This window comes from Mycobacterium sp. SMC-19 (assembly GCF_045310815.1).
Taxonomy (GTDB): domain Bacteria; phylum Actinomycetota; class Actinomycetes; order Mycobacteriales; family Mycobacteriaceae; genus Mycobacterium.
In genome coordinates this window covers 657,675-676,073 of the sequence record NZ_JBJIAM010000001.1, presented here as the reverse complement: position 1 = coordinate 676,073, position 18,399 = coordinate 657,675, and the positions used below count along the sequence as shown (strand labels likewise).

Genomic DNA, 18,399 nt, shown 5'->3' with positions numbered 1-18,399 from the left:
ATCGTCCACCCGGCCCGGGCTTAAGAGCTGAAACGCAGTTTCGGCTACCCGCCGTCAGCTCCCGATAAACGCGCTTCGCCGCCTTCGGCTGAGTCGTCGCTTCCGCGATAGATCTTCGGTCCACCCGCGGGTGCGGCGCTCGGCGAGTCCGCGGACCGGAAGATCCGGGGTGTACCGGGCTCGCCGGGCTTGGGGCGGTCGTCTGCGGGCACCGTCAAGCGTCCGACGACGATGGCCACCACCAGGCCGCACAGCGCCAGGCCGCACAGCACCACGTCGAACGTACTGGTGATCTGCTGCGCGAGTCCGTTGCCGTACACCGGGTTCGCCCATGCGCTGGCGCGTTGGGCTTCCGCGACCCGCGGGGCCAGACCGACACCCACCACGACGCGAGCGATCGTGAAACCGAACAGGACGGCGCTCACCGACCAGACGGCCGCTGCCGGCACGGACCGATTGCCCAGGTTGAGCCGCAGCCAGATCGCGATGACCACGGTCACCACGTCGAAGGAAGCCATCGCGGCGCTGTCGTACGGCGAATACGGCAGTTCCAGCCCGACCGCGACGCTGAGATCGACGATGCGCATGAGCGCGGACCCAAGACTCCAGATCGCGATGAGCAACAACGTGTTCCGGGTTGCCCCCAGCCACGTCGCCGCCGCCGCGCCGCGCGCTGCTGCCACCGCGAACAGCGCCCCGGCGGCCACCCATACGAGGTAGCCCTCGAAGCCGACACCGGCCGTGGAGGTGTTCTGCGCGATCCCGTGAAAGCCATCGATGTCGCGGCCCACCGGCAGCACCCACACCAGGGTCCCGGCGATCAGAGTGGCCCCGCCGAGCAGCACAACGCCGAGCTGGGACGCCTTGTCGCGCTGCAGGACCCACTTCGACGCGACGAGTACCGTGACCCACGCCACCGCCCCGTACACCACGGCGGTCGCAATGATCGCGACTTGCTGTCGACCGAAGCCGCTCGTGGAATGGGCGTCCGGCAGGGCGTAGCGCACCCGCCAATACAGGTTGAACAGCACGCTCAACGTGGCGCCGGCGATCGATGCGTAGCCGAGGACCCGGACCGTGCGCCGCCACAGGCGCACCGGCCCGGCGAGCACCGGCTGCGCGGCGAGCAATGCCCCTGCAGCGCCCAGCAGGGCACCCGGCCCGACCCCGCCGGGTGGCCGCGGGCTTCCGCCGTAGCGGACGGTCTGCACCACGTCGGCGGCCACCACACCGAGTAGCAACACCAGATACGGCGCGCTGAACAGCAGCCGCAGCCTTCCCGCGACGGCGGGATTGTTGGGTACGCGCAGGATTCCCCAGGGCCCGATGTAGGTCGCGGCGATCGCTGCCAGCGCGAGCACGGTGGCCACCGCCAGCGCGGCGAACAGTCCGGGCTTGCCGGCCGGAATGCCGGCACCGAAGTACAGGCTCCACGGCAACGCCGGCGCCGCGAGCAGCAGTGCCGCAGCGGTCGCATCGCGGCCGATATTCCAGCTCCTGGTCGACTCGGCGATCACCTGCTCACCATAACCGCGGCAGGGGCATACGCCATTGAACTGCGAAGATCGATCCGCTCGATGGTCGATCCGCGCGGCTAGACTGGCTAAGCGAGTGGCCGCGGAAGGAGACGCGCAATGGATGTCGCGCTCGGAGTGTCGGTTACCGGCGCGCTCGCCCGCTTGGCGCTCGTCGAATCGGACGCCTACGGCGATGCTGTGCTCGACGAGTCGATGCTCGATCTGACGAGCAATCCGGCCGAAACGCTGATCGAGACCGTGACCGGAACCCACCGCATGTTGGCCGAAGAGGGCCACCGGCTGGCTGCTACCCGCCTGTGCTGGTCGGACTCGGACTTGATGGCGGAGGTTCGCCGCGCCCTGGAGGACGCGGGAGTCGAGAACGTCTCCGAGCAGCCCCAGGCGCGCTCGGCAGTGGCTTTGGCGCGCAACGCCTCGGGCGAGGACGGCGAGACGACGTGGCTGCCGGCTCCGGCGGCCGACGCGACGATGGCTGCGCCCGTGCTGACGGAGTCCGGTGTCCCGGACGGAACGTCCACGGTGCTGGCCCCGGCGGTTGACGACGGAGAGTCGGAACAGCAGCTCGCGTACTCGATGACTGACGATGACTCCGAGCTGCTGCCGGTGGAGTACGCCGAGGGCGACTACGAAAGCTACGAGGGCTACGACGCTTACGGCGCCGAATACGGCGAAGACGACGCCGGAGACGAGGAGCCGGCGCCCCCACCGCCGCCGGTGGGGCGTGCACTTCTGGTGGGCAGCTCGGTCGGTGGGATTCTGGTGGCTGGGTGCGCGGCGTTGGCCGTGGCCGTGACCATCGGCATTCGCCCGACGGCCGCATCCACGCCGGCGCAGCCTCCGGTGGTGGCGCAGCCGCCGCAGGCCCACCCGGTGCCCGGCAATTTCATGCCGGTACTGCCTGCCCCGAAGCCGGCGCGGATACCCGCTCTGCCGGCACCGGCGCCTAATCCTGTTGTAGCCCCGGCGAACCCGGCACCGGCTATCGTTGCTCCGGCGCCGGTTCTTCCGGCGCCTCCGGCAGCGCCCGCACCCGCGCCGCCCGCGGTGATTCCGTTCCCGATTCCGATCCCGATCATCACCGGGCCCGTTGGCGGAGGTGGCGGTTGGCTGCCCGGGTCGGGCGGCAGTGGCAGCGGCGGCAGCGGGTCCGGCCGTGATCACGGCGGGGGTGGCCATACTGGCGGCGATGCCGGTTCGGGCGGCAATGGAACTGGCGGCGCAGGCAGCAATGGTTCCGGCGGCAATGGAACTGGCGGCGCAGGCGGCAATGGTTCTGGCGGCACGGGTTCGGGCGGTACTGATTCGGGTGGCACCGGTTCCGGCGATAACGATTCCAGCGGCGGCCATTCCGGTGGCAGCGACTCGGGTGGTGGGCATTCCGGTGGCAGCGACTCGGGTGGTGGCCATTCCGGCGGTACCGGTGCGGGTGACGGCAGCGCTGGCGGATCCGGCAGTAACCCGGGCGGATCGGGTAGTGGTTCGGGTGATTCCGGCGAGAGCGGCTCGGGTGGCCATTCGGGTGGGTCCGGTGGAACCCCTGGCGGCTCTGGTGAGAGCGGTTCGGGCGGTACCGGAGCGGGCGGTGACTCGGGCGGACCCAGTTCGGGGGGCTCCGGCAGCGAGGCGGGTGGATCTGGCGGTGTCGGCTCGGGCGGTTCGGGGTCGAGCAACGGCAGCTCGGGCGGAGCTGGCAGCAGTGCCGGTGGTGATTCCGGAGGTTCGGGGAGCGGCGGCTCCGGCGGCGCTTCCTCCGGTTCCGGTAGCAGCGCCGGCGGTTCCGGTGGCGGGTCCAGCTCCTCGGGTTCCAGTGGTGACTCCGGGGGTGGTTCCGGAAGCGGCTCGAGTGGCGGGTCGAGTGGTGGTTCGAGTGGCGGCGGCTCAAGCGGTGGTTCGAGCGGTGGCGGCTCAAGCGGTGGTTCGAGCGGCGGTGGCTCAAGCGGTGGTTCGAGCGGCGGTGGTTCCGGGGGTGGCTCTGGCGGTGGTTCAGGCGGTGGGTCTGGTGGTGGTTCCGGCGGTGGATCGGGTGGCGGGTCCGGTGGAGGCGACTGATCCCGCGGCACTCGCTACGTCATAGCGTGATGCGCTTGACCATCGCCTCTACCTGTTTGCGGTCCAGCACAACCGTTGACCCGTCAGGTAATCCGAGGATCCGGTCCGTTGCGATGCCGTGCAGTTTGATCCGCTTCATGCAGTCATCGATGGCCTGACGGCGCGCCTTCGCGTCAGGCGCATCGAGCACCTGCATGACGTTCCTGCGCAAGCTGGCCGCGAAACCTTGAATCATGTCGCCAACACCTTCGGGATCGAAGGTGTTGAACACCCCTTCGTGGACCCCGTCACTGATGAGCTCGGTCAGTACCGGTCGAAACAGGTCCTCCCAGGTGTCCACGATCTTGGCGAACAGGCCGCGGTTGTGCGGCGCGAACAGTGCCGTCATCGCCGCGATCTGTTCGGCAGACCCCATCGCCATCTTGACGTCGTAACTGGCCACCAGCCCGCGATTGAGGCGCTCCAGGGCGCTGGTACCCGGCTCGTCGAAGACCGGCCGCAATGCTTCCAACGCCGCGCTGGCGTTGCGCTGCGCCAGCGCGATGACTAGTGCGTCTTTGGACGGAAAGTAGTGGTAGAACGCGCCTTTGGGAATGCCTGTCACGGCCAGGAGTTCGTTGAGGCTGACGTTGTCATAGCCACGTTCAAGAAAGAGTGTCAGCGCCTGATCGAGCAGCTCGGCCCGCCGGATATCCCTGGGTTTCACGACACGGCGCATGACGGTATTGAATCAGTCGGATTTCTTCAGCCATCCCACGTAGGTCAGGTATGCGCCGCACAGGGCAAGCAGTCCGAACCCGGCCCGCACCACATCGATTGCTCCGCTCGATGTCTCGGTAGCGGATTCGGCTCCGCGGATGATCAACTGCGGTGCGGCAAGCAGGACGAATCCGCGCAGCAGCAGGAACCAACCGAACAGCGAAATGATCACCGCGGCCACGCTGCGCCAATATTGGTGAAACGCAACGATGAACAGCCCGCCGCCGAACAGCAGTGCGCCCAGCACCCACGGCCACATCGGGTCGGTCGAGAAACTCGACAGCAGGTCTCCGATACTGCCGGCCCTGATCGCGACGATGGCGGGAACCACGGTGATGAACGGCCCCAGGACGCGCGCGAAGGAGCGCGTGCGCTGCGCGGACTTAGTCGGTGTGTGCGTCATTGCGACCCCTTTCGCCGGCAGCGCCAGCAAGGCGGCTGCCAGTCCATTAGACCACTGGTCTATAAATTAGACCAGCGGTCTAATTCGACGCAATGCCGTCGGCAGAAAACCTTTGTGCCAGCGCCTTTCGGTCCAACTTGCCGATTCCGTGTCGGGGGAGCGCGGCCACGATATGCAATTCGCGGGGGGCTGCGGTGGTGTCCAGAGATTCCGCGACGTGGGCGCGCAACGCTTCGAGCGTCGGTGGCGTCGCGCCGGCCACCACGATCGCTGCAACGACGCGTTGCCCCAGCCGGTCGTCGGCGATCCCGAAGACCGCGCAGTCGGTCACCGCGGGATGGGTCGATAACACCGCCTCGACTGGCCCCGGAAGCACCGTCAAGCCGCCGGTACTGATCGCGTCGTCGGCGCGGCCGAGCACTGTAAGACGTCCCGAGGAATCAAGGGCGCCAATGTCATTGGTGGTAAACCAGCCCGGCTCGGCGAACGGGTCCGGTTCGACGGGATTGCGATAGCCCTGCGCCAGGGTCGGGCCACCGATGGTGATCCGTCCGTCGTCGCCGATACGTAGCCGGACGCCCGACAACGGCACCCCGTCATAGACGCAACCCCCGGCGGTCTCACTCATGCCGTAGGTGCGCACCACCCGCACCCCGGCCGCGGCGGCCGTGTCCAGGATCGGTTGCGGCGCCGGACCTCCGCCCAACAGCACCGCGTCCAGCTCGGCCAGGGCGGCCGCGGCCGCGGGAGCCGCCAGTGCCTTGGCCAACTGGGTGGCGACCAGCGAGGTGTAACGCCGCCCGGAGCCGAGCGCCGCCACCGCGGCGGGAAGCTGCGCGACATCGAATCCCTCGGTGACATCGAGCTGTACCGGGGCGGTGCCGGCGGCCAAACTTCGCACCAGCACTTGGATTCCGGCGATGTGGTGTGCGGGCAACGCCAGTAGCCAGCGGCCCGGGCCACCCAACCGGTGGTGGGTGGCGGCAGCGCTGGCTGCCAGCGCCACGCCGGTCAACAGCGCCCCTTTGGGCGCCCCGGTGGTTCCCGATGTTGCCACCACCAGTGCGACGTCATCGCCGATGGGATCGTCTACTCGCAGTGCGGTCAGGGCCGACGGATCGGTGTCCGGGCCTACCGGAGTGAACGCGGGGTCGTGACCGTCCAAAACGCCCCGCAACGCGGGCAGGAGCGTCGCGACGGCATCACCGGGTGGGATGGCCAGTGCACGAAGGCGTGCTATGGGTTTCCTCCGTTGGTGGGGGCGTCGTTGGGCGCAGCGTCATCCAGCAGCCAGCCCTTTGCCGCCAACCGCTGTCGCACCCGTTCGATGTCGTCTGGAGCGGGCAGTTCGTTGGTCAATCGGGCGATCAACACCCCGATGTCGATGCGGTCGAACTCGCCGCGGCCGATCAATTCACGGGCGACATCTTTGACCTCGTCGTTGGTCAGGCGTCGTGACAACAGAGCCAACAGCGGAACGTAGTCGTTCTGCGGCACACCATCGGGGTACCCGGCGCGCAGCCAGGCGACGATCGAGGTGAGAAATTTGTTCATGCTGCGTCAACTTCCCCGCGCCGACACCGGAAGGAACATGTCAGCTGCAATGTTACGTCTAATCAAGGCCAAACACCTCGTCCCAGTTGCCCCAGTCATCCCACTGCCAGCCGATGCGGTGCTCGATGAAGTCACGGGCTATGAACAGCACGCCGGCCAATACCGCGGCGAGCAACAGCGCGAAGACGATCCACCGCAGCAGGGTCAATTCCCGGCGGTGCTCAGTCGGTCCGTCGGCCGATTCGCCCAGGCGCACCCCGATGGCGAACAATGCCGGCAGCGCGGTGCCGACCAGCAGGCCGAAGATCAGGATCTTGGCGGTGGCCACGTAGTCGAACCAGGTGCTCAAGGTGTTCACCCACCGACCCCCTCCGTGCGGTTCTCGCCAGTTGAACCAGGGGTATCAGGTTGCGGTGCAATCACTTCGAGGCCATCGGTCATATGTGCACCCCAATCGGCGGTGACATTGGTGTGATCGACCGGGACTTTGCGCGACTGCAGCCAGATGAGCGCCGAGACACCCACCAGCAGCACCAGTCCGGTGATGGTGCCGGGGTAGCCGCCGATACGGTGGATCAGGTGGTAGGTGCATGCACCGATGGCACCGGCCAGCGGCAGGGTGATCACCCAGGCGGTCGCCATCCGGCGGGCGACGCCCCAGCGCACGTTGGCCCCGGGCTTGCCCAGGCCCGAACCCAACACCGATCCGGTCACCACCTGGGTGGTGGACAGTGAGTAGCCGAAGTGACTGGACAGCAAAATGATGGCCGCCGAGGATGATTCGGCGGCCATGCCCTGGGGGGATTCGATCTCGACGAGACCCTTGCCCAGGGTGCGGATGACTCGCCATCCGCCGAAATAGGTGCCGGCGGCCATGGCGACCGCGCACGACACGATGACCCACAGCGGCGGTGTGACATCGGTCTTGTACGCAGCGCCGTAGGAGATCAGCGCGAGGAAGATCACACCCATGGTCTTCTGGGCATCGTTGGTGCCGTGCGCCAGTGACATCAAGGCGGCCGAGAACACCTGACCGCGCCGGAAGTCGCGCAGACTGCGTTCCCGGGAGACTCCCCGGGTCAGCCGGTAGACCAGCCAGGTTCCGACGGTGGCGACCAGCGTCGCGGCGAGCACGGCGATCACCGTCGGCACCAGCACCTTCGAGACCACCCCGGGCCAACGCACCCCGGCCGTGCCGGCCGCGGCCAGCATGGCCCCCACCACGCCACCGATCAGGGCGTGCGAAGAACTCGATGGGATACCGAACAGCCAGGTCGACAGGTTCCAGACGATGCCACCGACCAAACCGGCGAACATCACTTCCAGCGTCACCAAGTTGGTGACCACCAGATCCTTGGCCACCGTGGCCGCCACCTGGGTCGACATGAACGCGCCGACAAGGTTGAGCGTGGCGCACAGCGTTACTGCGGTCTTGGGCTTGAGCGCACCGCTGGCGATCCCGGTGGCGACAGCGTTGCCGGTGTCATGGAAGCCGTTGGTGAAGTCGAAAGCCAGGGCGGTGATCACGACCGTGATCAACAGGAACAGCTCCAAGGTCACCGTGCGGATTTTTGCAGCCGCACGCCTGCCTTGTCGAACCGGGTTAGGCGGGCTTGGCCCCGAGCAGGTACCAGCCCAGGTGGTGCCCCAAGAAGTCGCGGGCGATGAAGAGCACACCGATGACCGCCACGGCCAGCACTAGCAGGAAGATCGCCCAGCTGAGTGCGAGCAGCAGCGGCCGGCGTCCGCCGGTCGCACCCGCAGTGCCGCCGGCGACGGCGGGGACGCCGCTGTTACCGGCCACGTTGACCCGCACCCCGACCGCGAACAGTGCCGGCAATAACCCGCCGACCAGCAGTCCGAAAACCAGGATTTTCAGGGTGGCTGCAAGGTTGAACCACTGACTCATGACCGGATGACCTCACGTGAATTGGGATCGTCGGTGGAGACGACAGTCAACTTGGCTCCGTCATGGCCGGTCTCGAAGGCCGATCGGAGGGCGTTCTCGACTTCGCGGCCCGCTTCTTCGGGTTGCACGCCGGGGGCGTCGAGCCCGCCGGTGAGGGTGCCGTCCCATTCGGCGTTGACGTTGTTGTGGTCGATGCGCGCCCGGCGCGACCGCAGCCAGATCGCCAGGACCGTGATGATCAGCAGCGCCACACCGATGGTGATGCCGGGGTAGCCGCCGATACCGTGGACCAGGCCGTATGCGCCCGAGCCGACTCCGCCGGCCATCGGCAGCGTCACCAGCCAGGCGGCCACCATCCGTCCGGCAACACTCCAGCGCACCTGCGCGCCCGGCTTGCCGACGCCGCTGCCCAGCACCGACCCGGTGGCGACCTGGGTGGTCGACAGCGAGTAACCGAAGTGGCTGGAGAGCAGGATGACCGCGGCCGCGGAGGACTCGGCGGCCATGCCCTGCGGCGGCTTGATCTCGACGAGGCCCTTGCCCAGGGTGCGGATGATGCGCCAGCCGCCGGTGTAGGTGCCCGCCGACATGGCCAGCGCGCAGCTCACGATCACCCACAGCGGCGGCAGCGTGGCCGACGTGCTCACCGCGCCGTAGGACATCAGCGCGAGGAAGATCACGCCCATGGTCTTCTGCGCGTCGTTGGTCCCGTGTGCCAGCGAGACCAGCGCGGCCGACCCGATCTGGCCGTGCCGGAACACCTTCTCGGACTTCTGCTCGTCGACGCCGCGGGTGATGCGGTAGACCAGCCAGGTGCCCACGGAGGCGATCACCGTGGCGATCACCGTGGCGACCACGGCCGGGACCAGGACCTTGGAGACCACTCCGTGCCAGATCACCCCGTGCCCGCCGACTGCGGCGATCATCGCTCCCACGATGCCGCCGATCAGGGCGTGCGAGGAACTCGACGGGATCCCGAGCAGCCAGGTGAGCAGGTTCCACACGATGCCGCCGACCAGGCCGGCGAAGACGATCTCGAGGGTCACCAGGTGGGCGTCCACCAGGCCTTTGGCGATCGTTGCGGCGACCGCGGTCGACAGGAAAGCGCCGAGCAGGTTCAGGCAGGCCGACATGGTGACCGCTGCCTTGGGCTTGAGCGCACCGCTGGCGATCGAGGTCGCCATCGCGTTGCCGGTGTCGTGGAATCCGTTGGTGAAGTCGAAGGCCAAAGCCGTGATCACCACGATGATTAGGAGGAACAGATCAAGGCTCACGAGAGCATCACGGCACTGATTCTGAGGCCTCGATGGGGCGGTTGTCTAACGATCGACCTCGCGAAACGCCGGTGTATGTCGAGACGTATCGAACTGTTTCCCCGTCGTTAACCTCAGGGCTTGCGGGGGCTGTCCTGGCGGGTATCGCGGCGCAGCGGATGGTCTTCAGGGACCTCTACGAAGATCAAGGTCAGGCCGTCGGGATCGGTGACATGCATCTCACGTAACCCCCACGGCTCGCGGCGCGCGGGCCGGGCGATGGGGACCCCGCGGCTCTCCAGTTCGGCCTGGGTGGCGGCGACGTCGCGGACCTGAAGCCACAGCGCCCCCGGGAAGCTCGCGCCGGCGTGTTCGGGTTTGCCGTGCCCGGCGAGTTCGATCAGCGACTGGCCGGCGAAGAACACCATCCCGGCGCCGTAGTCGCGGGCGATCGCCAGCCCGAGCTCGTCGCGGTAGAACCGCAATGAGCGTTGATAGTCGGCCGGACGGAGCAAGACCCGACTGGACAGGATCTCCATCAGTCCTCGACCGGCTCGATCCGGTTCCGCTTGACGATGGCGGTGGCCCAACCGGCGTTGAGGTTGTCCAGCGCGCGAAACGCCAGCGCGAGGCGCGGCGCGATGCGGATCGGGCGGTAGCGGGCCGCGTCGATCATCCACGCGCCGGCCTCCTGCGCGGTGAGCCCCGGCTTGCCCTGGAACGCCGCGGTGGGCGCGATCATCGGGGTCTTCACCAGCGGGTAGTACAACGTGGTGGACTGCACGCCGTAGCGGGCCCACTCGCTGTCGATGACCCGGCTGACGGCGCTCAGTGCGGACTTGGAGCCGTTGTAGACGCCGAACAGCGGCGAGGAGTCGGTGAACACGCCCCAGGTGGCGACGTTGATGATGTGGCCGTCGCCGCGCTCGCGCATCGCCGGGGCGAACCCGCGGATCAGCCGCAGCGGCGAGTAGTAGTTCAGCTGCATGGTCCGCTCGACGTCGTGCCAGCGATCCAGGGATTCGGCCAGCGGACGGCGGATGGAGCGGCCGGCATTGTTAACCAGGATGTCCACCCCGCCGAACCGCTCATCGACGTCCTTGACCAGGGCGTCGATCGCCGCCAGGTCAGACAGGTCGCACGCGATGGCGTGAGCGGTACCGCCGGCGGCGGTGATCCGCTGGACCAGTGCGTCGAGGTTTTCCTGGCGGCGGGCCACCGCGATCACCGTGGCGCCCGCTGCCCCGAACTGTTCGGCGCCGGCTTCCCCGATGCCCGAGGACGCCCCGGTCACCAGCACTCGCTTGCCGGTCAGGTCGATGGTCTTGGCGCCGGGCCGGTGCATCAGCTGCGCAGCGACCGGGGGACGCATGGTTGCCAGCGTGATCTGGTCGGACAGTCGGCGTAGTGGGCTTCGGCTCATGGTTAGCCAGTCTATGCGGGCGTTCTTTGCGTGCCGAGGCTGTAGTTACCGTGTGCTTCACTCGCACTTCTTCGCGCCAACTACAGTCTCGCGGGAGCTCAGAAGTACCGGGGGAACCTGCTCCAGTCCGGATCGCGCTTCTCCAGGAAGGAATCCCGGCCCTCGACGGCTTCGTCGGTCATGTAGGCCAGCCGGGTGGCTTCGCCGGCGAACAGCTGCTGGCCGACCAGTCCGTCGTCCAGAAGATTGAAGGCGAACTTCAACATGCGTTGCGCCTGAGGCGATTTGCCGTTGATCTCCTTGGCCCACTGCACGCCGGTGGCCTCCAGCTCGGCGTGGTCGACGACCTCGTTGACCGCGCCCATCTGGTGCATCTGTTCGGCGGTGTAGGTCCGGCCCAAGAAGAAGATCTCACGGGCGAACTTCTGGCCCACCTGCCGGGCTAAGTAGGCGCTGCCGTAGCCGCCGTCGAAGCTGCCCACGTCGGCGTCGGTCTGCTTGAACCTGGCGTGTTCGCGGCTGGCCAGGGTCAGGTCGCACACCACGTGCAGGCTGTGCCCGCCGCCGGCGGCCCAGCCGTTGACCAGGCAGATCACCGGTTTGGGCATGAATCGGATCAGCCGCTGCACCTCCAGGATGTGCAGCCGTCCGGCGCGGGCGACGTCGACGGTGTCGGCGGTTTCGCCGGACGCGTACTGGTAGCCGCTGCGGCCGCGGATGCGCTGATCCCCGCCGGAGCAGAACGCCCAGCCGCCGTCCTTGGGTGCCGGTCCGTTCCCGGTCAGCAGCACCACGCCGACGTTGGGAGACATCCGGGCATGATCCAGCGCCTGGTACAGCTCGTCGACGGTGTGCGGCCGAAATGCGTTGCGCACCTCGGGACGGTTGAACGCCACCCGTACCGTCGCGTCGCTGACGTGGCGGTGATAGGTGATGTCGGTCAGGTCGGCGAAGCCGTCGACGGTGCGCCAGATGCTCTCGTCAAAAGGGTTGCTGCTCACGCCTGCGACCGTACCGGGGCGGCGGCGTCAGGACTCCGGAGCTTGCCGGAACGCTTCGCGCAGGCTCGCCGCATAGTCCGGGCCCTGCCCGGGGGCGGTGATCGCGTCCAGCCGGGCGATGGCGTCGTCGCTCAGCGCGATGTCGGCCACCTTCATGTTCTCTTCCAGGTGGGCGCGCGATCCGGTGCCCGGGATCAGCAACGTGTTGGCCGAGGTGGTCAGCAGCCAGGCCAGTCCGATCTGGGCCGGGGTGGCGCCGGTTTCGTCGGCGATCTCGCGGACGACGGCGTGGTCGGTGACCTTGGGGAAGCCGGGGAACGCCGAGCCGAGCGGGAAGTACGGCACCCACGCGATGCCTTCGTCGGCGCAGAAGTCGAGCGCGTCCTCTTGGGTGCGGTCGACCAGGCTGTAGGCGTTCTGCACGCAGACGATCCCGGCCGGCAGGGCGCGCTGCAGCACCTCCAGTCCCACGCTGCTGATACCGATCGCGGCGATCTTGCCCTCGTCGCGCAACGCGACCATCTCGGCCAGCTGGTCGTCGAGGTCGACGTTCTGATCACCCTCGGGAGTCGGGGCGGGGCCGAGGTCGTAACGCCGCAGGTTGACCACCGGCACGGTGTCCAGGCCCAGTTGGCGTAGGTCGTTCTCGACGGCGGCCCGCAGTTCGCCGGGCTTCTGGGCGGCGGTCAGCGGTACCGGGCCGACGCCGGTGTAGGCGGCACCGACCTTGCTGACGATCACCAGCTCGTCGCGGTAGGGCGCCAGCGCCTTGCGGATGCGGTGGTTGACCTCGCCGCCGGCGTAGAAGGACGCGGTGTCGATGTGGTTGACGCCCAACTCGACCGCGCGGCGCAGGACCGCTATGGCGTCGTCGGTGGAGACTTTCTCGTCGAGCTGCATGGCGCCGTAGCCGACACGCGCCACGGCCGGTGCGCCGATGCGGCCGAGGCCGCCGGGCTGGGGTTGGTCTGTCATGGTGCTCCTAGTGAGACACTGGTAGAGATGCGGAGGATCCTCCGCTTAGGCAGCGTAACAGAAACGGAGGTACCTCCGCTTTGGCTGGGAGATCCGATGCCCGCCGCAACCGAGAACGGCTGTTGGCGGCCGCCGCCGCCGCGTTCGGCGGCTCCGACGGGAGTCCGGTTCCGCTCGAATCGATCGCCCGCGACGCCGGTGTCGGCATCGGCACGCTCTACCGGCACTTTCCCAATCGTGAGGCGCTGGTCGAGGCCGTCTACCGCGCCGAACTGGGCGATGTGGCGGCCGTCGCCGAACAGCTGGTCACCCGCCACCCGCCGAAGGTGGCGCTGCGCCGCTGGATGGACCGCTACGCCGGCTTCGTGGCGGCCAAGCGGGGGATGGCCGAGTCGTTGCGTGCCATCGTCGAGTCCGGCGCGATGGAGCCCAACGAGACGCGCGAGCGCATTGTCGGCGCGGTCGATCTGCTGCTGCGGGCCGGCGCGCAGGACGGCAGCCTGCGCGCTGATGTGCGCGCCGACGACGTCGTGTCCAGCCTCATCGGCATCTTCTTGACCAGTGGCTCGCCCGAGCAGACCGGGCGCCTGTTGGATCTTTTGGTCGCCGGAGTGGCCGCCACCGGCTGATCAAGCTGTCTACGGTGGGGACGATGACCATCGACGTGTGGATGCAGCACCCGACCCGGCGGTTCCTCGACCACGACATGTTGGCGTCCCTGCGACGCTGGACCGGCGGGGCGATGCCCGACGCGGAGATCCCGATCGAGGCCACCGTGTCGGCGATGGATGCCGCGGGCGTGGATTTCGGACTGCTCAGTGCGTGGCGCGGCCCCAACGGCATGGACCTGGTCTCCAATGACGAAGTCGCCGGATGGGTTCGAGCGCACCCGAATCGGTTCGCAGGACTGGCCACCGTCGACCTGGACCGTCCGATGGAGGCAGTCCGCGAACTGCGGCGTCGGGTCCGCGACGACGGTTTCGTCGGACTGCGCGTGGTGCCCTGGTTGTGGAATGCGCCGCCTACCGATCGGCGCTACTACGCGCTGTTCGCCGAGTGCGTGGAACTCGGCGTGCCGTTCTGCACCCAGGTCGGGCATACCGGCCCGCTGCGACCGTCGGAGACCGGTCGTCCGATTCCCTACATCGACCAAGTGGCACTGGACTTTCCCGAACTGTCCATCGTGTGCGGACACGTCGGCTACCCGTGGACCGAGGAGATGGTCGCGGTGGCCCGTAAGCACGAGAACGTCTACATCGACACCTCGGCCTACACCACCAAGCGGCTGCCGGACGAGCTGATCCGGTTCATGCGAACCCGCACCGGGCAGCGAAAAGTGTTGTTCGGCACCAACTATCCGATGATCATGCACGCCCATGCGCTCGACGGTCTCGACGATCTCGGTCCTAGTGATCAGGCGCGGGCGGATTATCTGCGCGGGAACGCCGAGCGGGTGTTCGGGTTGGGTGGGGGCCATCGGCGCTGATGAGGTAGTTGTCGGTCGCGGCAACCTGCGCTACCGCACTGGATTCTGGCTTCTCAGCAGCAACGCTGATTTCGGCGCGAGTCCGCCTGCACGGATTGCGCGGTGCTATCGAGACGCTCGAGTTCGGTTTTGAGATTCACCCGGGCGGCCGCCTCCCACCGGGCGTGTGCCGGCCCCGTGCGGTAAAGGGCAGGACCGTCGAGGAGGGAACGCAGGACCTGCGACCGTCCAAGCCTGAATTCCTTTTCGGAAACACGGGCGTATTCGGCGCGGATCGCTTCCGCGTAGGCAGCGTAGCTTTGGGCCGCCGATGCGAGGACCGCCAGATCTGCGTCGCAGAGCACTTCACCGTTGTGATCGCCGGAATCCGGCTTGTGGCTGGCGGTTAGTCGCACGAGTCGCGCGACTTCGATGACCAGTGCGGGCGCTACGTTCAAGTCCGCGAGATCTTTTTCCGCCAGGGCAGCGCTGTTCTGCTCATCGTCGGAGAAACCTGTGTAGACAGCGTCGTGGTACCAGGCGGCTAACCGTACCGCGTCGGGGGTGGCGGCGTGATCCGCGAGCTGATCGACGTGACGCAGCACCTTCCGCAGGTGGGTTACGTTGTGATACCGGCGGTGCGGTTCGGACCAACGGGCAAGCAACTGACGGCCGACGTCGGTCTTACCCGACTCAGCGCTGTGCCTTCCGATCAGCGACTGCCAGGCGGCCAAGAGGTCGGCGGTCTGGTAGCGCTGCGATTCATCGACGACCAATGGATTCCTTGGGATACGCCACAGAGTTTTCGCTAAGCAAGAGTCATTCCGTCGTAATTCTCGGAGCAGAACATGCAAGGATCGTTTCGTTCGCTACCGTAATTAACATATGACGCTACGGCCGTGACTACTGATGCGGCCGTAGCTGGGTCAAGGGTCGGTTCATCTGTGGTTGTAAGCCCAGGCTCCAGGGCGCCGATACTGGCGACTAGCGGTATCTGGCTGTTCATGTCGCCGGTGGCATCGGCAGTGCAATCGCCATCGATGAACAATGTGTACAAATCATGCTCGGGGAACCCGTAGTTTAATCTCAGTACCCACCATTTTCCGGACCGCATGGCGGCATAGGGGAAGAATTTATACCCCGTACGCAACCACTCAGGGCGTGCGCTGGTGTCGATCGGCGGCGGCCCGCTTTGTGATGCATCTTCCAACGCCATAGTTTATGCGATTCTCTTCGGGTCGCTAAAAACCGTTGCCTCGCGATTTTCGTCTTTGTTGCCCATCAGATGTCCTTCGGGTGCTTCAGTTGATGCCAGTGGTTGGGAACCGCGGCCAAAATTCGTAATAGACCGCGTTAGTTAAGTTTGTTGCCCGCTAACTTGGCGGCTAACGACTCACACCAGCTCGCTTCAGCCTGTAATGCCTCGCTACTCACTCGCAGCGTCTGACCGACCATGACGGAATTCTAATTTCGAACGAGACCTGGCGCACCTCACGGTCGGACCGGCACCATAGACCGATGCCGCCACCCCTCGACGACATCCTTGACCGCCTACACGTGGTGGCGCTGCCGATGCGGGTCAAGTTCCGCGGGATCACGGTGCGCGAGGTGGGCCTGATCGACGGCCCGGTCGGCTGGGGGGAGTTCGGTGCGTTCGGCGAGTACGAACCGCCCGAGGCGGCGCACTGGCTGGCTTCGGCGCTGGAAAGTGCCTATGGCGAACTGCCCCAACGTCTCCGCGACCGCATCCCGATCAACGCAACGGTGCCCGCCGTCGACGCCGAGCGGGTTCCCGAGGTGCTGGCGCGGTTCCCCGGCGCGAAAACCGCCAAGGTCAAGGTCGCCGAACCGGGCCAGACCCTGGCCGACGACGTCGCTCGCGTGGAAGCCGTCCGCGCGCTCATCCCCACCGTGCGGGTTGATGCCAATGGCGGCTGGACCCTCGATCAGGCGGTCGAGGCGGCAAAGGCCTTGGGTGCACTGGAATATCTCGAACAACCCTGCGCCACCGTCGCCGAACTCGCGGAGCTGCGCCGTCGCATCGATACGCCGGTGGCCGCCGACGAGAGCATCCGCAAGGCCTCCGACCCCCTGGCCGTCACGAAAGCCGGGGCCGCCGATATCGCGGTGCTGAAAGTCGCGCCACTGGGCGGCATTTCAGCGCTGTTGCAGATCGCTGATCAGATCGGCATCCCGGTGGTGGTCTCCAGCGCGATCGACTCGGCGGTCGGTATCGCAACCGGCCTGCGTGCAGCGGCCGCGCTGCCGGACCTGCAGCACGCCTGCGGGCTGGGCACCGGATCGCTGTTCGTCGACGATATCGCCGAGACACCGCCGCAAGAGGATGGCTACCTGGCTGTACAGCGCGTCACCCCGGACCCCGCGCGGTTGCACGCCCTAGCCGCTTCGCCACAGCGGCGCCAGTGGTGGATCGACCGGGTCCGGGCCTGCCATCAACTGTTGCCGCAGTAAACCCTCACACGCTGGGCAGCCGCGCGTCGATCCCGTTGGCGATCGTGACGGCTTCGTCGCTGACGTAGAGCTTGCACGCCAGCACATCAATCGCGACGTTGTTGGTAACCCGCAGGGCCCGTTGACACGACCAACCCGCGCTGTCGTCCTGGTGCTGGGTCATCCACACCGTTGAGTCGACATCGGCGACCGCGTCAAACGTCCAGGACGTATCGGGGTAGCCGTCCTTGGCGGTCGCGAATGTCTGCTCGCCGCAAGAGTTCCAGCGCCGCGCGGTCGTGTCGAAGAAATTCTGCGCCGCGTCGCGGTTGGCGAACACCGTCGCGGCCTGAATCACGAAATGGTCTTGCGAGCTCTGGGTGAGGGTCTGGGCGAGGGTCGCGGTCCATTGCGCGTCGGCGTATACGGTTTTCTCGACGGGCATCCACGCCGCCAGACAGCCGTGTTCGGGGAATTGGCGACCGGAGTCGAACATCCGCGACCGGGAGTCTTTGACCCGCATGGCGCGCGCGCCCATGATCTCGCTCACCGTGGTCGCCTTCAGCAGCAGCTCCGGCAGCATGACAGCCGTCACCGGCCGGGGTCCGTCCTGGTCGGCCGGCACCGCCACGCCACCGGTCACCCGGGAACAGCCCGCCAGCACGGCACAGGCCAGCGCCAGCGTGCAGGCCAAGCCGACGCTCCGTATCCGCATCACCGTCCCCCAGCTGCGCAGTTGAGATCCTGACACCATAAAGCGTCGACGGGTCGCGTACCTTCACTCTGGTGACCAACCTCGCTTACGACGACCGTAATCAGGATGGGGAGCCGGTTCTGTTCATCGCCGGGCGGGGCGGCGCCGGCCGCGGCTGGCACTTGCATCAGGTGCGCGATTTCCAGCTCGCCCGGTATCGCCCGATCACCTTCGACAACCGCGGCATCGGTGCCACCGAGAACGCCTCGGGGTTCACCACCGAAACCATGGTCGCCGACACCGCGCAGCTCATCGAATCGCTGAACTGTGGACCGGTCCGCATCGTCGCGGTGTCGATGGGCTCCTTCATCGCTCAGGAATTGATGCTTGCCCGGCCCGAATTGGTGACATCGGCCGTCCTGATGGCTACGCGCGGCCGCCACGACCGCGCTCGTGAATTCTTCTACCAGGCCGAGGCGAAGCTCGCCGAATCCGGTGCCGAACTCCCTACCGAATACGAAGCCAAAGTTCGCCTGCTGGAGAGCTTTTCACCGAAAACGCTCAGCGACGACGCGGCGATCAAGGACTGGATCGCGATGTTCACCATGTGGCCGGTCAAAAACACCCCGGGGCTGCGCTGCCAGCTGGACGTGGCGCCGTTGACCAACCGGCTGCCCGCCTACGCCAACATCACCCAACCGGTGCTGGTGATCGGATTCGGCGACGACGTCGTCACTCCGGCGCACCTGAGCCGCGAGGTCGCCGATGCGATCCCGGGCGCGCGCTACCTGGAGATCCCCGATGCCGGGCACCTCGGTTTCATCGAGAAGCCGGACCAGGTCAACAAGGCTGCCCTGGAGTTCCTCGCCGAGGTCGACGGCAAGCCGTTCCGGTGGGCGCCGGTGCCCCCGGCGCACGACTAACC

The 18,399-nt window shown here is 67.1% G+C and carries 20 protein-coding genes; 5 read left to right on the top strand and 15 right to left on the bottom strand.

Features of this window, described 5'->3' with window-relative positions; all coding sequences use genetic code 11:
• Positions 1-44: 44 nt before the first annotated feature.
• Positions 45-1,517, bottom strand: a complete 1,473-nt coding sequence (locus ACJH5R_RS03290) for a hypothetical protein (RefSeq protein WP_406781301.1) — start codon at positions 1,515-1,517, stop codon at positions 45-47.
• Between the two features lie 117 nt (positions 1,518-1,634).
• Between ACJH5R_RS03290 and ACJH5R_RS03285 the strand changes: the two genes are divergently transcribed.
• Positions 1,635-3,587, top strand: coding sequence for a hypothetical protein (locus ACJH5R_RS03285; protein WP_406781300.1), 1,953 nt, complete (start codon positions 1,635-1,637; stop codon positions 3,585-3,587).
• A gap of 19 nt (positions 3,588-3,606) precedes the next feature.
• Here the strand turns inward: ACJH5R_RS03285 and ACJH5R_RS03280 are convergent, their stop codons facing one another.
• The 12 genes from ACJH5R_RS03280 to ACJH5R_RS03225 all read right to left on the bottom strand — a co-directional run bounded on the left by ACJH5R_RS03280 (position 3,607) and on the right by ACJH5R_RS03225 (position 12,864).
• Entirely contained in the window at positions 3,607-4,305 is a 699-nt protein-coding gene (locus ACJH5R_RS03280) for a TetR/AcrR family transcriptional regulator (protein WP_406781299.1), read from the bottom strand.
• 12 nt (positions 4,306-4,317) lie between these two features.
• On the bottom strand, positions 4,318-4,749 hold the full coding sequence (locus ACJH5R_RS03275) for a hypothetical protein (protein ID WP_406781298.1): 432 nt from the start codon (positions 4,747-4,749) through the stop codon (positions 4,318-4,320).
• Positions 4,750-4,828: 79 nt separating this feature from the next.
• Entirely contained in the window at positions 4,829-5,935 is a 1,107-nt protein-coding gene (gene menE / locus ACJH5R_RS03270; RefSeq protein ID WP_406781363.1) for an o-succinylbenzoate--CoA ligase, read from the bottom strand.
• Positions 5,936-5,985: 50 nt separating this feature from the next.
• Positions 5,986-6,303: a DUF3349 domain-containing protein gene (locus ACJH5R_RS03265; protein ID WP_406756393.1), complete on the bottom strand. Its 318-nt coding sequence runs from the start codon at positions 6,301-6,303 to the stop codon at positions 5,986-5,988.
• Between the two features lie 58 nt (positions 6,304-6,361).
• Positions 6,362-6,652: a hypothetical protein gene (locus tag ACJH5R_RS03260; RefSeq protein ID WP_406756575.1), complete on the bottom strand. Its 291-nt coding sequence runs from the start codon at positions 6,650-6,652 to the stop codon at positions 6,362-6,364.
• 5 nt (positions 6,653-6,657) lie between these two features.
• The gene (locus ACJH5R_RS03255) at positions 6,658-7,863 is read right to left on the bottom strand and encodes an anion permease (RefSeq protein WP_406781297.1); all 1,206 of its coding nucleotides are present in this window, start codon (positions 7,861-7,863) and stop codon (positions 6,658-6,660) included.
• A 43-nt stretch (positions 7,864-7,906) separates the two neighbouring features.
• Positions 7,907-8,212, bottom strand: a complete 306-nt coding sequence (locus ACJH5R_RS03250) for a hypothetical protein (RefSeq protein WP_406756391.1) — start codon at positions 8,210-8,212, stop codon at positions 7,907-7,909.
• The gene (locus ACJH5R_RS03245) at positions 8,209-9,486 is read right to left on the bottom strand and encodes an anion permease (RefSeq protein ID WP_406781296.1); all 1,278 of its coding nucleotides are present in this window, start codon (positions 9,484-9,486) and stop codon (positions 8,209-8,211) included. Before ACJH5R_RS03245 ends, ACJH5R_RS03250 begins: the two co-directional genes overlap by 4 nt.
• Positions 9,487-9,599: 113 nt before the next feature.
• Complete coding sequence (locus ACJH5R_RS03240) at positions 9,600-10,004, bottom strand: VOC family protein (protein WP_406756389.1); 405 nt, start codon at positions 10,002-10,004, stop codon at positions 9,600-9,602.
• The gene (locus ACJH5R_RS03235; RefSeq protein ID WP_406756388.1) at positions 10,004-10,888 is read right to left on the bottom strand and encodes an SDR family oxidoreductase; all 885 of its coding nucleotides are present in this window, start codon (positions 10,886-10,888) and stop codon (positions 10,004-10,006) included. The genes ACJH5R_RS03240 and ACJH5R_RS03235 overlap by 1 nt, the downstream gene beginning before the upstream one ends.
• A 98-nt stretch (positions 10,889-10,986) precedes the next feature.
• Complete coding sequence (locus ACJH5R_RS03230) at positions 10,987-11,889, bottom strand: 1,4-dihydroxy-2-naphthoyl-CoA synthase (RefSeq protein WP_406756387.1); 903 nt, start codon at positions 11,887-11,889, stop codon at positions 10,987-10,989.
• Between the two features lie 27 nt (positions 11,890-11,916).
• Positions 11,917-12,864 carry an aldo/keto reductase gene (locus ACJH5R_RS03225; RefSeq protein WP_406756386.1) on the bottom strand — a complete coding sequence of 316 codons (948 nt, stop codon included), beginning with the start codon at positions 12,862-12,864 and terminating at the stop codon, positions 11,917-11,919.
• A gap of 80 nt (positions 12,865-12,944) precedes the next feature.
• Between ACJH5R_RS03225 and ACJH5R_RS03220 the strand changes: the two genes are divergently transcribed.
• Together ACJH5R_RS03220 and ACJH5R_RS03215 are read left to right on the top strand one after the other, a co-directional pair.
• Complete coding sequence (locus ACJH5R_RS03220; RefSeq protein ID WP_406756385.1) at positions 12,945-13,493, top strand: TetR/AcrR family transcriptional regulator; 549 nt, start codon at positions 12,945-12,947, stop codon at positions 13,491-13,493.
• 23 nt (positions 13,494-13,516) lie between these two features.
• Complete coding sequence (locus ACJH5R_RS03215; protein ID WP_406756384.1) at positions 13,517-14,350, top strand: amidohydrolase family protein; 834 nt, start codon at positions 13,517-13,519, stop codon at positions 14,348-14,350.
• A 53-nt stretch (positions 14,351-14,403) separates the two neighbouring features.
• Here the strand turns inward: ACJH5R_RS03215 and ACJH5R_RS03210 are convergent, their stop codons facing one another.
• Positions 14,404-15,105, bottom strand: a complete 702-nt coding sequence (locus ACJH5R_RS03210; RefSeq protein ID WP_406781295.1) for a metal-dependent phosphohydrolase — start codon at positions 15,103-15,105, stop codon at positions 14,404-14,406.
• A 742-nt stretch (positions 15,106-15,847) separates the two neighbouring features.
• Between ACJH5R_RS03210 and ACJH5R_RS03205 the strand changes: the two genes are divergently transcribed.
• Positions 15,848-16,801 (top strand): o-succinylbenzoate synthase, encoded by a 954-nt coding sequence (locus tag ACJH5R_RS03205; protein WP_406781294.1) that lies wholly within the window; start codon positions 15,848-15,850, stop codon positions 16,799-16,801.
• A gap of 4 nt (positions 16,802-16,805) precedes the next feature.
• Here ACJH5R_RS03205 and ACJH5R_RS03200 read toward each other — a convergent pair whose 3' ends face one another.
• Complete coding sequence (locus ACJH5R_RS03200; RefSeq protein ID WP_406756381.1) at positions 16,806-17,495, bottom strand: sensor domain-containing protein; 690 nt, start codon at positions 17,493-17,495, stop codon at positions 16,806-16,808.
• A gap of 71 nt (positions 17,496-17,566) precedes the next feature.
• Between ACJH5R_RS03200 and ACJH5R_RS03195 the strand changes: the two genes are divergently transcribed.
• Entirely contained in the window at positions 17,567-18,397 is an 831-nt protein-coding gene (locus ACJH5R_RS03195; RefSeq protein WP_406756380.1) for an alpha/beta fold hydrolase, read from the top strand.
• The last annotated feature ends 2 nt before the right edge of the window (positions 18,398-18,399 follow it).